Raw genomic sequence first — 16,242 nt, 5'->3', positions numbered from 1 at the left:
TCTCCCTAAATAAATTTCCCTGTAGCTGCTATTGCTAATACTATAATTAAAATTGTAAATAATATTGAGACAATTAAACTAAAAATGGGTAATGCTTTCTTTTCATTCTTCTTAAAAAGTAACTTTAAACTAAGAAGGATGTTTACTGGTACGAGTATAAAATAAAAATATTTAACAATTTGCACCGAGCTATCCGAAAGTGTTTTTAAAATAAACACTTCAATTAGAAACACCACAAAAAATGAAATACTTAGCCAAAATGAGACATAACTAAGCCAAGAATGTCTTTTTGTACCCCAATACACTCCCATAATAATCTCCTTTATTTGTATTCGATATGATTGTAATTATACACAAAGTTAACAAATACCTCTATTTTTCGACAAATAATATGAGAAATTCAGTTTTAAACATCATTAAGCTATTCTCCATCCTCATTCATTATAAGCATAAATTCATCCCAGTTAATGTGTTAAAAAAAAGACTGCCCCAATAGCATACTGCTATTGGGGCAGTCTTTCTCTTTTAAACTTTAAATCTTTCAATTAATCCTTGCAACTCTTCAGCCATTTGAGATAATGTACCAGCTGCGGAACCAATTTCTTCCATAGAAGCTAATTGTTCTTCAGCAGACGCTGCGACACTTTGTGTACTCGTCGCATTATTCTGTGCTGTCATTGCAATTTGTCCTACTGAAATAGATACTTCATTGGCACCTTTTGACATCCCATTAGCCGTTTCAACCATCGTTTTAATTTGATTAGCAATTTCATTTGTAGATTGTAAAATCTCAGCAAAATTTTGCTTCGTTTCATTTGCAATAACTAGTCCAGATTGAACTTCTTCATTTACATGACCCATAGATTTTACTGTCTTACTCATATCATCTTGTATTTCACATATTAATTTACTAATTTCACTGGAAGATACACTAGATTGCTCTGCCAATTTACGTACTTCATCTGCAACGATCGCAAATCCTCTTCCGTGCTCACCCGCTCTTGCGGCTTCAATTGCAGCATTCAAAGCAAGAAGATTTGTTTGATCTGCAATATTTTGGATTACTTCTAATATGTCACCAATTTGCTTTGATTTATTATTTAATAACTGTATAACTGCATCAGATTGCGAAACAGATTCTGCAATAGATTGCATTTGATTTACTGTTTTCCCTACTAGCTTTCCACCATCTTCTGCTTTTTCACGAGTATGAGTAGAAGCCGTATTAATAGATGATGAACTATTTGCTACATGCTGAATTCCTTCTGTTACATCAAACAGTAACATCGCACCATTTTCTACACTTGTTGTTTGCGTCGTTGCACCACTTGATATTTCATCCATTGCCATTGTAATTTGTTCTGTTGCTTCACTCGCTTGCCTTACACTAGCAGTTAGCTCTTCTGATGCCGCTGCAACATGCCCGGCCGAATCATTAATCCTTCCAATTAACGTTCGTAGTGAATCTGTCATCTCATTAAAACCTTTTGCAAGTTGACCAATTTCATCGTTTGAATGAATTTCAATTGTTTGTGTTAAATCTCCTTCACTTATTTCTTTAGAAGTGGCAACTAATCTCTTTAAAGGTTTTGTAATAGTAAGCGTTACGAAATAAATAAGTGCCCCTCCTACAACTAGTGAAATAATCATAACAATTAACATATTATAAAATAAAGGCTGAGCAGCTTCAATGACTTCACTTGAGTACATCGTTCCACCGATTTTCCAACCTGTTTTTAAATTTGTAGCAAATACCATTTTCTTTTCACTACCGTCATACGTGTATGAAAAAGCGCCCTGATTATCTTCGTAAATTCTCTTTGCCCAAGAATCAGCTGCTTTATCTCCTGGTTTTTCTTGAGGGTGAGCAATTATTTTTTGTTTTCCATCTAAAATGAAAGTATATCCTTTTTTACCAATATTGATTAGCTTTGTTGTTTTCAATAAATTCTCTAAACTTAAATCTACCGCAACAACACCATTTTTATCTTCTGTTTGTTTCGCAATCGTTACGACAATATGTCCATTTCCTTTTGCCTTATACGGTTCAGTGACCACGATTCCACCTTGTTTACTCACTGCATCTTTATACCAAGAACGAGTTGTTGGATCATAATCTGCTGCCATTTGTATATTAGGTTCTTGCACAAATTTCTTATCATTGCCGGCAACATATACTTGTTCAATATCTTTATTTAAATTAATATACTGAGATAACACCTTTCTTAATTCATCTTGATTATCTCCTTGATACATATCACTATGAACCACTCGTGCAAAGTTATTTATTTCGTTAAATTTCGCCTCAATCATTTGATTGATTAAATTATCTAATATTTTTATATTATCGTGAGCACTACTCGTAATTTGTGATTCAAAATTCTTTTTAGCCGTTTGATAAGACATGCCCCCAATAATAGAGACAGCTGCAATTAAAATTACAAAAAATGAAATTAATAGCTTTTTTGCTACTTTTATATCTCGAAACCACCTTAACAGTTTACTCATTATAAACCTCCTACATTCAAATATTAAGTTTTAAAGATAAATAACCGATTATGAATATATCCCATTCCCTATCCTCTATTTTTACAATTCGTTTTTCATAAACACCTTGTAAAGTTTAAACAAATATTCTCGCTTTGTCTATATATATAAATAATATTATTATAAAATTTACAAATGTAAAAAACCAAAGGAATAGCCCTTTGGTTTTTTACATTTTTTTATGTTGTTTAGAAATCTTCTTCCACTTATCGCGCTCAGCTCTTGCAAGAATAGCATCTTGTTTTCTCATAAAATACGCCAATTCTCTTTGCAACTTTTTATAGCTTTGCAAACGATTTATCGTCATTAGCCCGTTATCAATTGCTTTATGCACTGCGCATCCTGGCTCATTCTCATGTTTACAATCTCGGAAGCGACATGTTTTTGCAAATTCTTCAATATCAGAAAACGTTGTTTGGATTGCATCGCTTCCATCCCAAAGCTGTAACTCTCTCATGCCAGGAGTATCAATGACTAAGCCCCCACTCGGTAGTTGGAACAGCTCACGATGAGTTGTCGTATGCCGCCCTTTACTATCTTCCTCACGTATATCTCCCGTTTTCGCTATCTCAATTCCTACGAGTGCATTTAACAAAGTAGATTTTCCAACCCCTGATGAGCCGACTAAAGCAATTGTTTTTCCTGAAGCAACAAATTGTTGTAACGAGTCAATACCTCTATGCTCTAAACTATCGACGACGAAGATCGGAACACCAATTGCAACAGCTTCCGTTTCTACAATTTTTTGTTCCACATCTTCACATAAACTACTTTTTGTTAAAACAATAACAGGCATTGCACCACTTTCATACGCTAATAGTAAATAACGCTCCAACCTTCTTACGTTAAAATCATGGTTAAGTGCATTCACTAAAAATAAATAATCAACATTTGCTGCAATAATTTGTTCTTCAGTTCTATTACCAGCTTCTTGTCTTGAAAAAGAACTTCTTCTCGAAAAAATACGATGAATGATTGCCTTTTTCTCATTTTCTATTTTCTTTATATACACCCAATCACCAACTGCTGGGTAATCTCCTTTCGTTACCGCTTCATGTCGAAACTTCCCAGACAGTTCTGCCATATATTCACCGTCATTACAAATAATACGATATATATGCTTATGCTCAAGTAAAATACGCCCTACTTCATAATTCTGCTCTACAGCTTGCTCTTCAAAAAATGAATCCCAGCCGAACGACTCTAAAATATTTTGATTCAAATCAAGATCCTCCCTAGTTTGTACTAAGTGGAAGGATTGCGAACTATCTTATATAATATCGCCCTTTCCATCCACGTTTGTATTTAATTTATTATTCATTACAGTCATATTCGCCATAATACATCACTCCGATCTTATTTTAATTACTCTCATTATATGGAATATCAATTTAAAAAGCTACTTTATTTGACGTAATTTTCAAATAAATATCTCTTTAACATTCTAATTTGTCCACGGTGATTAATTTCATCTTCTATCACATGAAACCAAAGATAGTGCTGGTTATACGCTACACCGTTAGGCCACTTTCTTTCTGACATTAGCCATGTATCATCTACTTTACTCAAATACTTTAGCGACTCTTCTCGAACACTTTGCAAAAGTTGTACATAATACTGTATTTCATGACCATGAATCGTTCTCCCAACTTCCCCTAAATACAGTGCATCTTCCCATATTTCTAATTCTTCTTTTGTAAAGTCACGTTTTTGAAATGAAATAAGCTGATGGGCTTTTTCTATAGATGCCATATGTTTTAATAAGGCGCCAATTGAATTCCCACCACTTGGCATAATTAAATCTAATTGCTCAACTGATAGATTTTCTATTTCCTGTAATGTTACCGCCCTCGTATGCTCCAGCATACTTACTAATTCCCCTATATTTTTCGTATAACCATCCACACTTCTTATTCGATACTCTATATTCATATCACACACCTCTTTCTGTATTCATATTATTGTAAATATGATTCATATAATAGACTGAAATATATCGGAATTTTCTGTTATAATTAAATTGAATAAGATTTACCCAAACAAACTTTCTCAATATGCTTATATGAAATATGAAAAGGAATCAATATGAAAAAATCGAATCTTATTCACTAAAAGGAGTGGATTCGATGGAAATGTATCAATGGCTAACCGCAGTTCTCGTTGGTGGCATTACTGGCTTCGTTTCCCATCTAATCAATAACCAAGGTAAGTTATTGCTTCCACGCCGTTTGAAAACTTTTTTTCATTTTGGATTTTTAACTGATATTTTTACTGGTAGCCTAGCCGCACTTCTTGGACTCGTTTTATTCGATGTCACCGCAATAAAGGAAATTATAAAAGTCTCCATTGTGACTGCTATTTCCGGTCAAACTTTTTTACTTCACCAAGCTCTAGGTGGTGAGCAGGCTAAAAATACGCAAATTGGAAAAGCTGATGAGAAGATTCAAGAAATTGACAAATTATTACGACGTTAGTCTATACTTTCTTTAAAAATTATTGTTATAATGAAAAATATATATTTTCTATTGCGTCGTTTGTCAGAAGAAAGGGTGTTTCGTATGACAAAAAAGAAAATAGAAGATTTCTTAACAAACACCGAAAAAGAGGAACTGCTAGAAAACTATAAATGTTTACGAGAAGCCCGCACAAAAAGTGAAGCTAACTATTTTGGTGAAGAAGTAAACCATCTACTAAATAAAGCAAAACAACGAATTATTAAAGATGCAGGCATACATGATGAAAATGCAGCAACTGTTCAATCAAAGAGAAAAGCACTGTTTTAGTTATATTAGCTAAAACAGTGCTTTTTATTTACAAAGATTTTCACCATAAGCATTTTTCACATTACTTTCACATCTATTTCACAAATATAAGTAATCCTATATGTTAAACTAAGTATATCCTTTTCCAAGGAACTATATGCCGATATATAAATCCCTATCTTTATAGGGATTTTTTATTTTTATACTATATGCTGTTTATATAGTATAAAAGAAAAGGAGCTTAGCATGCGATCTTCCCCTTCCTCACTACTCTTCTAATATTAACTCGATTTCTTTCATTGCCCCTTCATTCAATGATACATCCACCGCTTTCACACTTTCTCTTATTTGCTCAGCCCGCTTTCCACCAGGTATAACAGTATCAATTCCTTCTTTATTTAATAACCATGCTAACGCTAAATGAGGCAATTCAATATTATTTTCTTTAGCTACGTCTTTTAACTTTTCAACTTTTTTAAAGTTACCTTTATATATATTTTCTTCAAATAGATTTACACTTTGACGCCAATCCCCTTTATCAAAGTCAAAATCTTCTGTATATTTACCACCTAATATCCCAAAGGCTAGAGGCCCATACGGTATAAATGAAATACCTTCTTTTATACAATACGGCAATAGTTCTTCCTCGGCAGTACGATTTAACATATTGTAAGGCGATTGTACAACATCAATATGACCATGTTGATTCGCTTCTTTTAATTGTTCTATGTTTACATTCGATATTCCAATTGAACGAATTTTCCCTTCTTCTTTTAAACGAGTAAGCTCTCCGATTGAATCTATGTAACTTGTTTCAGGATTTGTAAAATGTAAATAATATAAATCAATATAATCAGTCTGTAATCTTCTTAAGCTATTCTCCACAGCATTTCTTAAATAACTTGGTTCATTGTTAATATAAGTTTCTCCATTTAATAACGGCTGAATTCCACCTTTTGTAGCAAGTACAAACTCGTGGCGTTTCTCTTTTAATACCTCTCCTATCAATTCCTCCGATCTACCAAAACCGTATGAATCCGCTGTATCAAAAAATGTAATTCCTTGCAGGATTGCTTCTTCTATTAATCGTTTTCCTTCTCCCTCATTCACATCAACATATAAATTATGCCCCCCTACTGCATTTGTACCTAAACCCAACTTTGAAATATTTAGTCCAGCCTTTTGCAATTTTATATACTTCATTTTTTCTCCCCTTATATTTCTATTGTTCGAATATAATTGAACAATAGAAATATATCACTTTATATGCTATAGTGCAAATATATTAACTTATACAAGTAGGTGAAAAAATGCGTACACTCTATCATCCAAATCGAGAAGAAATTCAATTTTCTTCTGTCCTATATGCACTTAGCGACCAAATTCGTTTACAAATTGTAAATATGTTACTAGCGAAAAATGAGCAATCTTGTGGTGCGTTAAACATTCCAATCGCAAAATCAACTTTATCTCACCATTTCAAAGTTTTACGTGAATCAGGTGTCATGTATACACGTCTTGAAGGAACACAACGTTTCATTTCAATTCGTGAAGATGACTTAAATGCTAGATTCCCGGGTTTATTAAACGTTGTATTACATGCGACAGGGCCATACTAAAAAACATCTCACTTACAAATGAGATGTTTTTTAGTATTTGTTATTCTTTTAATAGATCTATTAATCCATTCCCTTCAGATGTACGCTCATATCCTAAAGGTACAGTTCTTTTAATAAGTTGCGCGTAAATTTCTGGCTCTGATAACTTTCTGCCATATTCTCTTTCGCACTGCTTAATGAGAAGTGCTAATGCACCAGCGACATGCGGCGTCGCCATTGAAGTTCCACTTAATACAGCATATTTCCCCTCTGGATACGTAGATAATATTTCATCACCTGGCGCTACTAAATCAATTTCTTGATTTGAATTACTAAAACATGCGATTTTCCGCTCTAAATTGACAGCACCAACTTCAATTACTTCAGCATAAGCACCTGGGAAATCTAGTTCCTCCGTATTATCATCACAATCTCCATCATTTCCTGCAGCACATACAACGAGAACATCTTGATTTACTGCATTTTGAATAGCTTCATGTAATTCCGGAACGTCTTGCGGACCACCAAGTGACATTGAAATAACTCTGACTTCTTCTTTATTAGGTCCTCTCCAATTTACAGCGTAATGAATCGCCTCAATAATTTGCTCATAGCTTCCAGAACCATCTCCCGCTAAAACCTTTAACACTAGCATTTTAGCAAGAGGTGCGACTCCTAAAACACCGACATCATTTTCAGTCGCTGCAATCGTCCCCGCTACATGAGTCCCATGGCCGTTATTATCAAGGTAAATGTTCGGATCTCCTTCATAATCTTTCGTGAAATTTCTCCCACCAATAATACGATCTTTTAAATCTATATGATTAATATCACAACCTGTATCTAATACGGCAACGACAACATCTTTTCCTTTCGCACTCTTCTCCCATACTTGTGGAGCGTTAATCAGTTGTACACCTGGTGGAATTTCATTTACTTGTTCAACCACCTTATTTACGGTAAACGGAATCAATTGTATACCTTTTTGTTTATTCGCTGTACTACTGTTCATCGTAATCCCTCCTGAAAATATATTATTTTCATTTCAGACCACTATTGAATAGGTTTACATTTAACATTCGTTTTAACTGTTCTATTTTCCTTCATTTCAAATGTTTCTCAATATAACTTACCAACATTTATCCCGTGCTTTGCAGGCAATAACAGTTCAAATCATTCAACGAATGTATAAAAATAAAAGGACCATTAAATGGCCCTTTTATAGTTTTTTTAAAGAATCATATATAATCTTTAAAATATTATAAATGAAAACTAAATCTCACTTTTTTTTAAAAACTTCTCTATTTCTTTTATTAAATTTTTCGCTCCATCTATACTAACAGTAATGTTTCCATTTGCTAATGATATGTTCTGGTCTGAAACATCACCTGTTATTTGACAAGCATTGTAAGGTTCATATTTTTGTAAAATGACTTTATCTTCATCTACGAAAATTTCAAGTGGTGATTTAATTTGTATCCCTAATACATCTCTTAATTCTTTAGGAATAACAATTCGCCCTAATTCGTCTACTTTTCGAATAACTCCTGTTGCTTTCATATTACTCCCCCCTTACTCTCTATTAATTTTCCACCTCGCTTTTTCCATTTTATCACTTTTTGGCAATACTTGTATCTTTTTAGAAAATTTTGTACTCAAGTTAAAAAAACACAGTTAACGAATACGTAATCTCTCTTTCAATTGTTTTAAATAACGAGATCGTATTATTAAGAAGTATACAACTTGAATTCCTACGAAAATACTTAATACAATTGTATTTTCTTTAAACAGTGAGTACTCAAACATCTGTCCTAACGCAGTTAACGCTACTGCCCCGTGTAATGTTGCAACACCTATCGGAACGAAGAATAAAAGTGCCAATCGAATTGTAACTACTTTCGATAATTCCCCGCTCGTTAAGCCAACTTTTCGAATCATTTCAAATAACCGAGTATCATCCTCCAAATCAGAAAATAAACGGAAGTAAAGGAAGCTTCCTGCACATACGAAAAATACAATACCAATAAAGAAACCTACAAATAAAATTGGTCCTGCGATTTGTAAACTTTGGTTTTGTTCGTACTCTTCTGCACTAAACGTTGCATGTTCTTCATAAGGCTTCATCTGACTCGTAAGTTCTTTACCAACCTCAATTTCATCTTTCATTCCTTCAGTTTTATACATATAATCTTTTGTTTCTATAAATCCATCTTGTAATGAATCATATTGATTATTAGGGATTACATAAACATTTCCTCTTAATATTTTCCCCAATGAAGAAGAAGTAACTTTTTTCACTTTTAAATGTTCATTCATATTAGGTAAAGTAATTTCTTTTCTTTCTTTCATCAGTGGTCCTGGTATTTCGGCCGACAAAAATAAAACCTCTTTATTTGCTACAGTATTAAATGGTTCTCCTGTTAACTTTGCATATCCCCTATACTCTGATTCTTTTATAAAAATGGCGCTTCTTAATGACTGCTCCTCCGTTTTCTTCGATGAGATATTAGTTTTTGAAGCTGCTATATTATGTTTTTTTAGTCCCTCATCGATGATCTTCAGATGCTGTGATTCATTACTATTCCCTTGCTTAGAGTGGTAATGAAACGCAATTGGTCTCTCCATAATCCCTTTCGTCATTGATGCAAAGCCAACTAATGTACCTATTGCCGAAAATGCTACAGTTGAAATTATCGTTACAATAAAGAACATTCTTGCGTTATCTCTCATACGGTACGCTAAATCTGACAACGTAATAATATTTGTCTGTGTCCAATAGAAACGTTTACTTTTTTTACATAGCCGAATAATAAAGACACTCAACTGCTTGTACAGCAAATACGTACCAATAATGACTACCGTTGTAACCGGAATCATCATCACAAATACCATAGCACCATGTGACATAAGAGCGCCTGTATAACCAGCACTAAGCAATACTACTGCTAATATAGAAGAAATACTCGATGCTTTCGGTTCTGGCTTCGCCTCTGCTGATCCTCTAAACAATTTCATAATATTATTTTTACGAACCATTCCGGCACTAAATAATGAAATAATCATAAATAATATGAAAAACATAATACTCGTTACAACAACTGCTTTCATTGGAATGTAATAGGATAAGGAAATATCTAGTTTTAATATCATTGGGGCTACAAAAATTAATACTCCTGAAAACAACATACCTGAAAGAATCCCGAAAATAATTGCCCCTATTCCAATCATAATATTTTCAAAGAAGATAAGACGCTTTAATTGATATTTCGTCATACCAAGCATCATTAAAATTCCTAGTTCACGCTTTCTCGTTTTTAAAAACATTCCCATTGAATATAAAATAAAGAAGAATGTAAATACGTAAATAATAGACTGTGCAAACGACATACTTACAAATACATACTGACCTAATTCTCCTGCACTTAATGCCGGATGAAACGCAAAAAACGAATATACAAAAAAGGCCATAATTGCAAATGCACTACTCAAAAAATATGCTGAATATGTCCGTCTATTTCGCGTTACATTCCGATATGCGAGTTCTCTAATGTTCATATTACTTCTCCGCCCTTCTACTAACTATGCTTTTATAGTAGTAAAGTAGGGAAATACCTTCCATCGATTCAAATGACAAAAACCTTACATTTTTGAAAGGTAAAAAAATTGCTTAAACGAAACAGTTTCATTATAATGACTACATTCATATTCATACACACATCCTATTGTATATTCGTTAGTTTTGCGAAATAATAAAGGATAGAAGTATGTACCAATATATACATAAAAATTTTTTATTTACCGCTTTAATATGAATAGGAGGAAAACATAATGACATTACAAGAACAGATTATGAAAGCATTACATGTTCAGCCTGTAATTTATCCGAAAGTAGAAATTCGTAAACGAGTTGATTTCTTAAAAGATTATGTAAAAAAAACAGGTGCGAAAGGATTTGTACTTGGAATTAGCGGCGGCCAAGACTCTACATTAGCAGGACGTTTAGCACAGCTTGCAGTTGAAGAAATTCGTAACGAAGGTGGTAACGCAACGTTTATCGCTGTACGTCTTCCTTACAAAGTGCAAAAGGATGAAGATGACGCACAATTAGCATTACAATTTATTCAAGCTGATCAATCAACTGCATTTGATATCGCTTCAACCGTTGATGCTTTTTCAAATCAATACGAGAACTTATTAGGTGAATCATTAACTGATTTCAATAAAGGTAACGTGAAAGCTCGTATCCGTATGGTTACACAATATGCAATTGGTGGACAAAAAGGTCTACTTGTTATCGGAACAGATCATGCTGCAGAAGCTGTAACAGGATTCTTTACAAAATTCGGAGATGGTGGTGCAGATTTATTACCATTAACGGGGTTAACGAAGCGCCAAGGACGTGCTTTATTACAAGAGTTAGGTGCAGATGAGCGACTTTACTTAAAAATGCCAACAGCTGATTTATTAGATGAAAAGCCAGGTCAAGCTGATGAAACAGAATTAGGCATTACTTACGATCAATTAGATGATTATTTAGAGGGTAAATCAGTTCCAGCTGACGTTGCAGAAAAAATCGAAAAGCGTTACACAGTGAGTGAACATAAAAGACAAGTACCAGCGTCAATGTTTGATGATTGGTGGAAATAAAACATAAAAAAGAAGCTAATCTTTTAGCTTCTTTTTTATATGTTAGCGATATACCCCTACTCTTTTCTCCAATAAATCTTGCAAGCAATCTTCATGTTGTTTACAAAATAACGGAGGCATTTTGTCTAATGGGAAAAATTTTAAATCTAACGTCTCATCACCGTCTATTTTTTTATTCCCTCCAACTATTGAGCATGAAAAGCACATCACAATTGTCTGTGCTTTATCTCCATTTGGATATGTTTGAAAATATTTTGTATACACTCCAATAAGCTCATGTATTTCTACATCATACCCAGTTTCTTCTTTTATTTCTCGAATCGCAGTTTCCGCAGCCGACTCTCCTATCTCCATTGCGCCACCTGGAAGGCCCCAAGCATTAAAGTCTCCTCTTTTTTGCAGTAATACTTCTCCCTCTTTATTAAACACAAAACCACCCGCAAAGTTTAAGAAAACATAATCATGTCCTACTTTTTCACGTAATTCTTTTATATAATCGGCCATTTCTTTTCCTCTTTTCATACGTCTTCCATCGTTATCTCGCTATTTGCCAGGCAGTAAGATCCCCACCTCAAAATGTAGCGGAAGCAAAGAAATTAGGTGGGAGATCAACTGCTCGTAAAAGCCTTCACTTTACTTCTTATTTATTTCTAGCAATTCAATAATTCGATCTAGCTTCTGATTCATATTGATAACATGTTGTTTTTTTGCAGCGCTACTTTGCAATAATCTTCTAATAAACAAAGTAAATGATAGGAAAAACAAAACGATAAGTTCGATTATTAAACAAGTATATATCAATATAAATATATTACTTTCGAACAAATCCATTTAAATTCCACATCCTTCCTTTTTATTTTATCACACAATTCTGTTTTTTAAAACGATACATAATAAAAAGAGCACCTTTTACAGATGCTCTTCTTCATTACTTAATACGTAAATGTAATTGTCGCTAATGAATAACCTGCCATTGCACTATATGGTGCTACTTGATAAGATACACGCTTTGCACCTTTTGGCCAATTTATTTCATTTAATACTTTCTTTATATCTTGCATTGTTCCATCCATGGACTGCTTATATCGTACTTCTACCTTTTCTGGTTTACTAGCAAATTGTTGCTGCAACTTTTGCTTAAATTCATTATAATTTTCCGCTCCGTATTGTGCAGATAAGTATTGTAAATTTGTTTCTTTTAACATTTGCTCATATACAACGTTTTTTGAACTACCAGCTTTTATTTTGTTTGTTAACTCACCAAAGTAACTTGTAGTTGCTGCTGGATATTTACTACGATCCCAGTCATGGTCTTTACTTAATTGGTCGTCAGACATATTAAAATATGAATATGTTACACGTCCAGCTTTGTCTGGTACTGGATCATCGAATGTAGTATCAAGATGGTACCATTTGTTTTCAATGTTCACTAAATTCCATGCATGAGCTTGTCCATTTCCTGTACCAGTTACAATATGATTTTGAATACCTGCTTCTTTTAGTAATTCATATGTTAATAATGTATACCCTTGGCAAACAGCAGAACGGTTCGCTAACGCTTCATATGCTGTATACGCTTGATAAGAAGTGTCGTATGATACATGTTTCACAACATAATCATGAATAGCTTTTACTTTTTCATGCGCATCCATTCCTGGCTTTACAATTGAACTTATAATTGCTTTCGCCTGAGATTTTACATATTGTGTTTGCTCTTTTGATTCACGGTATTTCACTTGTAGTGTAAACGAATAGTTCCCTGGCATCCCTTTAATAGAATATCTAGTAGAGGCTACATTATATTTTACATACTCATCAGCATCTACGATTTTATTAAACTCGCCGTACAATTGGTCCATAATCTTTCTAGCATCTCTATCTTTTGTTTTATATGTGATTGTAATATTTTCTTCACGATTATCAATCTGTTTTTTTAATTCTTTTCTGAAATCATCTAATAACTTTGCATCTGATTGTGTCGTCACTACAGTTGGATTCGTAGCTGCATAAGATACAGTTGACGATTGTAAGCCTCCCATTACAATCGTTGAACAAAGTGCGGCAGCTGTCATATACTTACTTGTCTTTCCCATCTTGTCACTCCTTATATTCTATAACTATACGAAAAAGTATCGTATAGTTTCAGAGTATACAATACTTTTCAAAATAGGTCATATGAGATTATGCATATTAATTAATTCACATAAAAAAGGTTGCTCTTTTAAAAAGAGCAACCTTTTTTATTAACACGTTTGTAACACACAGCATGTATTTTCAAAACGTCGATTTTTCAAATCTTCATTACCAATACAGAAATATAACATTCCTAACTCTCCCCAAACCATATTACAATTTTTATGATCTGAATCGATTTGGAATAAAAGCGTCATTTGCTGTGGATCTATCCCCATATATTCTCCTGTCTCATGTAGTACTTCCTCTTGTACAGAGAATGGGTCACCAAACATTTGATGGTTATCGTAGTTATCTGGGATTAGTTCTTCAAGTAATTGCAAGAAACGATCTGAATCGGCCTCATCTTCAATGAAAAGTTCTGGTAATTTATACGTCAGTTCAAAAGTAATTGCGCATTGATTATATTTCGCTTGCGTTTCATCCGCTCTTCGTAATTGCTCTACTGGAACATCATAATAAAGTACGCGCCCAGCTTCCATTGGATTCACATCTTCTTCAAAATAATTTTCAATGCTAAAGAAATATACCATTCCTGCCTTAGGTAGATTGTGATTCATACGAACGTTTTGTAAATCATTTAGATTAAATTGCGCGATAAAATGTAACGGATTTCCTTTATACATTGGATATTCAAATGTATCCGGTAAATCAGGAGCTCCCCCCATTTTTGAACTACCAATCGCAACCGTTTCTTGCTGCTCAGGCACAACTTTTACACAAGGAAATACAGTATTAATAAGTTCCTCTTTTAAATGTGTCAGTCCATATTTATCAATTAACACTTCAATTTTGTTATCCATATATTCTCCTTACATCTCTATACTTATTTGTATCATAGCACAAAGATTATACTCCATTTATCACAAAATCAACAAGCCTTCCAAAAAACGGGCTTATCCCTCATACGCGAACAAGTTTAAAAAAGCATAGTATACATTGTTCCTACAAACACGATAGTTCTTTATTCCTTCCAGTACATTTTCCCTTCGTTCATTTTCATTTTTAATTTAAGGAGGAATTCCACATGGGTTACGGATATAGTTGCGGCGGTTACGGTTACGGCGGTAGTTGTGGTGGATGTGGTTATGGAGGTTTCGCTTTATTAATCGTTTTATTTATCCTTCTAATCATCATCGGAGCTAGCTGTTGGGGCGGCTTTGCAGGCTGCTAGTAAACTTAAAAACTATTGTAAAAAAGCACGTATATTACGTGCTTTTTTTACATTTTCATTTTTAGAAAGGAAGTATGTGCAATGAAAATTGATGGTGTTTTTGAAGGAGGCGGTGTGCGTGGAATTGCACATGTAGGGGCAATTTGCGCGTTAGCTGAAAAAGGGTATGAATGGGAGCGTGTAGCTGGAACATCGGCTGGTGCTATTATTGCAGCTCTTTTAGCTGCTGGCTATTCTTGTTCAGAATTAAAAACAATTATAACTGATATTGATTATAACAAATTTATGAAGAAAACTTTCCTTGATAGAATCCCGTTTATCGGTAAAGGAATAAGTGCATGGTCTACTCTAGGTATTTATTCCAATTTATTTATAGAAGAATGGCTTGAAGAATTACTACGAAAAAAAGGAGTTCACTTATTTACAGATTTACCTGATTTAAACAAACTTAAAATTATTGCTTCTGATATAAGCAACGGTAAAATGGTTGTCTTTCCCGATGACTTGCCAAACTACGGATTTTTAAATTATCGCTTCTCGATTGCTAAGGCAGTAAGAATGAGTAGTACCATTCCTTTCTTCTTTGAACCAGTAAAATGGAGAACACCAAAATGGAAACAACCTTGTTATATGGTTGATGGTGGGATTTTAAGCAATTATCCCATTTGGATTTTTGACTCCCCTACCTCACCTCGCTGGCCAACTTTTGGATTTCATTTTGTAAAAGATGAAATTCAAGCTGATCCCGCCCATTATAAAGAGCCCATTTCCATGTTCAAAGGACTATTTAAAACAATGATGCAAGCTCATGATTTACGGCATTTAGATAAAGAATCAAAAGCAAGAACAATTACAATTCCTACAGGGACGATTACAAGTACAAATTTTGAATTAACGAAAGAGGAAAAAGAATGGCTTTACAATTCTGGTTATAACTCCGCAAATAAGTTTTTACAATCTTGGAACTTCAGACAATATGTTGATGAATATAGAAATGGAAATCAAGATCGCAAAACCAATAGATTTTTCCGTCAGCTTGACTCATAATATTTTTATTTTCATACGGGATTTCTTGACGCTTTAATATTAAATAAGCCTAGTAATTTCATATATTACTAGGCTTATTTACCGACTACGTACCCCACACATTGCTTACGGATAAGTTAACCCTTTCGCTTCTTCCGCGGTAATTACTATGTAACGATTTCCCGTTCTTAATCCTAGCAGTTCTGCTTTTTCGACTGCGTCCTGCTTCGTCTCTGCATAAGCAGCTAAATATTTATCTCCATCGATAATTTGGCAAATTACATATTGTTTCATT

19 protein-coding genes are annotated in these 16,242 nt (G+C 33.8%); 6 read left to right on the top strand and 13 right to left on the bottom strand.

The genetic code is table 11. The features are described 5' to 3' along the window. Positions 1-5: 5 nt before the first annotated feature. The 4 genes from DPQ31_RS09815 to DPQ31_RS09800 form a co-directional block, all read right to left on the bottom strand. Positions 6-311 (bottom strand): hypothetical protein, encoded by a 306-nt coding sequence (locus DPQ31_RS09815; RefSeq protein WP_199631372.1) that lies wholly within the window; start codon positions 309-311, stop codon positions 6-8. Positions 312-525: 214 nt separating this feature from the next. Then, positions 526-2,508: a methyl-accepting chemotaxis protein gene (locus tag DPQ31_RS09810; protein ID WP_208731838.1), complete on the bottom strand. Its 1,983-nt coding sequence runs from the start codon at positions 2,506-2,508 to the stop codon at positions 526-528. 208 nt (positions 2,509-2,716) lie between these two features. Further along, positions 2,717-3,769 carry a ribosome small subunit-dependent GTPase A gene (rsgA, locus tag DPQ31_RS09805; RefSeq protein ID WP_097854923.1) on the bottom strand — a complete coding sequence of 351 codons (1,053 nt, stop codon included), beginning with the start codon at positions 3,767-3,769 and terminating at the stop codon, positions 2,717-2,719. Between the two features lie 182 nt (positions 3,770-3,951). Then, entirely contained in the window at positions 3,952-4,479 is a 528-nt protein-coding gene (locus DPQ31_RS09800; protein ID WP_208731837.1) for a DinB family protein, read from the bottom strand. 194 nt (positions 4,480-4,673) lie between these two features. Between DPQ31_RS09800 and DPQ31_RS09795 the strand changes: the two genes are divergently transcribed. Next, on the top strand, positions 4,674-5,021 hold the full coding sequence (locus DPQ31_RS09795; protein ID WP_000426317.1) for a DUF4257 domain-containing protein: 348 nt from the start codon (positions 4,674-4,676) through the stop codon (positions 5,019-5,021). 84 nt (positions 5,022-5,105) lie between these two features. Next, positions 5,106-5,330: a hypothetical protein gene (locus DPQ31_RS09790; RefSeq protein ID WP_000162608.1), complete on the top strand. Its 225-nt coding sequence runs from the start codon at positions 5,106-5,108 to the stop codon at positions 5,328-5,330. A 246-nt stretch (positions 5,331-5,576) separates the two neighbouring features. Here DPQ31_RS09790 and DPQ31_RS09785 read toward each other — a convergent pair whose 3' ends face one another. Further along, complete coding sequence (locus tag DPQ31_RS09785; protein WP_208731836.1) at positions 5,577-6,512, bottom strand: aldo/keto reductase; 936 nt, start codon at positions 6,510-6,512, stop codon at positions 5,577-5,579. A gap of 107 nt (positions 6,513-6,619) precedes the next feature. On the opposite strand from DPQ31_RS09785, the gene DPQ31_RS09780 reads away from it, so the two are divergent. Continuing rightward, a complete protein-coding gene (locus DPQ31_RS09780; protein ID WP_208731835.1) occupies positions 6,620-6,928 on the top strand; it encodes an ArsR/SmtB family transcription factor in 309 nt (102 codons plus the stop codon). Between the two features lie 40 nt (positions 6,929-6,968). Here DPQ31_RS09780 and DPQ31_RS09775 read toward each other — a convergent pair whose 3' ends face one another. From DPQ31_RS09775 to DPQ31_RS09765, 3 genes are all read right to left on the bottom strand, one after another. Then, complete coding sequence (locus tag DPQ31_RS09775; protein WP_001089053.1) at positions 6,969-7,919, bottom strand: serine protease; 951 nt, start codon at positions 7,917-7,919, stop codon at positions 6,969-6,971. A 260-nt stretch (positions 7,920-8,179) separates the two neighbouring features. Continuing rightward, complete coding sequence (locus DPQ31_RS09770) at positions 8,180-8,467, bottom strand: AbrB/MazE/SpoVT family DNA-binding domain-containing protein (RefSeq protein ID WP_208731834.1); 288 nt, start codon at positions 8,465-8,467, stop codon at positions 8,180-8,182. Positions 8,468-8,581: 114 nt separating this feature from the next. Continuing rightward, complete coding sequence (locus DPQ31_RS09765) at positions 8,582-10,462, bottom strand: FtsX-like permease family protein (protein WP_208731833.1); 1,881 nt, start codon at positions 10,460-10,462, stop codon at positions 8,582-8,584. Positions 10,463-10,735: 273 nt separating this feature from the next. On the opposite strand from DPQ31_RS09765, the gene nadE reads away from it, so the two are divergent. Then, positions 10,736-11,554 (top strand): NAD(+) synthase, encoded by an 819-nt coding sequence (gene nadE, locus DPQ31_RS09760; protein ID WP_208731832.1) that lies wholly within the window; start codon positions 10,736-10,738, stop codon positions 11,552-11,554. Between the two features lie 42 nt (positions 11,555-11,596). Here nadE and DPQ31_RS09755 read toward each other — a convergent pair whose 3' ends face one another. From DPQ31_RS09755 to DPQ31_RS09740, 4 genes are all read right to left on the bottom strand, one after another. Then, on the bottom strand, positions 11,597-12,058 hold the full coding sequence (locus DPQ31_RS09755) for an NUDIX hydrolase (RefSeq protein ID WP_208731831.1): 462 nt from the start codon (positions 12,056-12,058) through the stop codon (positions 11,597-11,599). A gap of 129 nt (positions 12,059-12,187) precedes the next feature. After that, entirely contained in the window at positions 12,188-12,385 is a 198-nt protein-coding gene (locus tag DPQ31_RS09750; RefSeq protein WP_098000856.1) for a DUF4083 domain-containing protein, read from the bottom strand. Positions 12,386-12,486: 101 nt separating this feature from the next. Continuing rightward, on the bottom strand, positions 12,487-13,647 hold the full coding sequence (locus DPQ31_RS09745; RefSeq protein WP_097953348.1) for a transglutaminase domain-containing protein: 1,161 nt from the start codon (positions 13,645-13,647) through the stop codon (positions 12,487-12,489). Between the two features lie 150 nt (positions 13,648-13,797). Continuing rightward, positions 13,798-14,550: a YwqG family protein gene (locus DPQ31_RS09740; protein ID WP_208731830.1), complete on the bottom strand. Its 753-nt coding sequence runs from the start codon at positions 14,548-14,550 to the stop codon at positions 13,798-13,800. 224 nt (positions 14,551-14,774) lie between these two features. Here DPQ31_RS09740 and DPQ31_RS09735 point away from each other — a divergent pair, with 224 nt between their 5' ends. Together DPQ31_RS09735 and DPQ31_RS09730 are read left to right on the top strand one after the other, a co-directional pair. Next, entirely contained in the window at positions 14,775-14,921 is a 147-nt protein-coding gene (locus tag DPQ31_RS09735) for a YjcZ family sporulation protein (RefSeq protein WP_070173045.1), read from the top strand. A gap of 81 nt (positions 14,922-15,002) precedes the next feature. Then, positions 15,003-15,968: a patatin-like phospholipase family protein gene (locus tag DPQ31_RS09730; protein WP_199633764.1), complete on the top strand. Its 966-nt coding sequence runs from the start codon at positions 15,003-15,005 to the stop codon at positions 15,966-15,968. A 105-nt stretch (positions 15,969-16,073) separates the two neighbouring features. Here the strand turns inward: DPQ31_RS09730 and DPQ31_RS09725 are convergent, their stop codons facing one another. Then, positions 16,074-16,241 carry a DUF3933 family protein gene (locus DPQ31_RS09725; RefSeq protein WP_000816372.1) on the bottom strand — a complete coding sequence of 56 codons (168 nt, stop codon included), beginning with the start codon at positions 16,239-16,241 and terminating at the stop codon, positions 16,074-16,076. Position 16,242: the final 1 nt, after the last annotated feature.

The sequence above is a fragment of the Bacillus sp. COPE52 genome (genome assembly GCF_003355115.1).
Classification (GTDB): Bacteria; Bacillota; Bacilli; order Bacillales; family Bacillaceae_G; genus Bacillus_A; species Bacillus_A toyonensis.
Note: the sequence above shows the minus strand (reverse complement) of the source record. Positions and strands in the feature narration are given on the sequence as shown.

Bases quoted from the DNA above. Each gene is read 5' to 3' on its own strand.
- DPQ31_RS09810 (WP_208731838.1), bottom strand. From the start codon at position 2,508: ATGAGTAAACTGTTAAGGTGGTTTCGAGATATAAAAGTAGCAAAAAAG.
- DPQ31_RS09755 (WP_208731831.1), bottom strand. From the start codon at position 12,058: ATGGCCGATTATATAAAAGAATTACGTGAAAAAGTAGGACATGATTAT.
- DPQ31_RS09765 (WP_208731833.1), bottom strand. From the start codon at position 10,462: ATGAACATTAGAGAACTCGCATATCGGAATGTAACGCGAAATAGACGG.
- DPQ31_RS09800 (WP_208731837.1), bottom strand. From the start codon at position 4,479: ATGAATATAGAGTATCGAATAAGAAGTGTGGATGGTTATACGAAAAAT.
- DPQ31_RS09775 (WP_001089053.1), bottom strand. From the start codon at position 7,919: ATGAACAGTAGTACAGCGAATAAACAAAAAGGTATACAATTGATTCCG.
- DPQ31_RS09815 (WP_199631372.1), bottom strand. From the start codon at position 311: ATGGGAGTGTATTGGGGTACAAAAAGACATTCTTGGCTTAGTTATGTC.
- DPQ31_RS09785 (WP_208731836.1), bottom strand. From the start codon at position 6,512: ATGAAGTATATAAAATTGCAAAAGGCTGGACTAAATATTTCAAAGTTG.
- DPQ31_RS09770 (WP_208731834.1), bottom strand. From the start codon at position 8,467: ATGAAAGCAACAGGAGTTATTCGAAAAGTAGACGAATTAGGGCGAATT.
- DPQ31_RS09730 (WP_199633764.1), top strand. From the start codon at position 15,003: ATGAAAATTGATGGTGTTTTTGAAGGAGGCGGTGTGCGTGGAATTGCA.
- DPQ31_RS09745 (WP_097953348.1), bottom strand. From the start codon at position 13,647: ATGGGAAAGACAAGTAAGTATATGACAGCTGCCGCACTTTGTTCAACG.
- DPQ31_RS09740 (WP_208731830.1), bottom strand. From the start codon at position 14,550: ATGGATAACAAAATTGAAGTGTTAATTGATAAATATGGACTGACACAT.
- DPQ31_RS09790 (WP_000162608.1), top strand. From the start codon at position 5,106: ATGACAAAAAAGAAAATAGAAGATTTCTTAACAAACACCGAAAAAGAG.
- DPQ31_RS09725 (WP_000816372.1), bottom strand. From the start codon at position 16,241: ATGAAACAATATGTAATTTGCCAAATTATCGATGGAGATAAATATTTA.
- DPQ31_RS09795 (WP_000426317.1), top strand. From the start codon at position 4,674: ATGGAAATGTATCAATGGCTAACCGCAGTTCTCGTTGGTGGCATTACT.
- nadE (WP_208731832.1), top strand. From the start codon at position 10,736: ATGACATTACAAGAACAGATTATGAAAGCATTACATGTTCAGCCTGTA.
- DPQ31_RS09750 (WP_098000856.1), bottom strand. From the start codon at position 12,385: ATGGATTTGTTCGAAAGTAATATATTTATATTGATATATACTTGTTTA.
- DPQ31_RS09735 (WP_070173045.1), top strand. From the start codon at position 14,775: ATGGGTTACGGATATAGTTGCGGCGGTTACGGTTACGGCGGTAGTTGT.
- DPQ31_RS09780 (WP_208731835.1), top strand. From the start codon at position 6,620: ATGCGTACACTCTATCATCCAAATCGAGAAGAAATTCAATTTTCTTCT.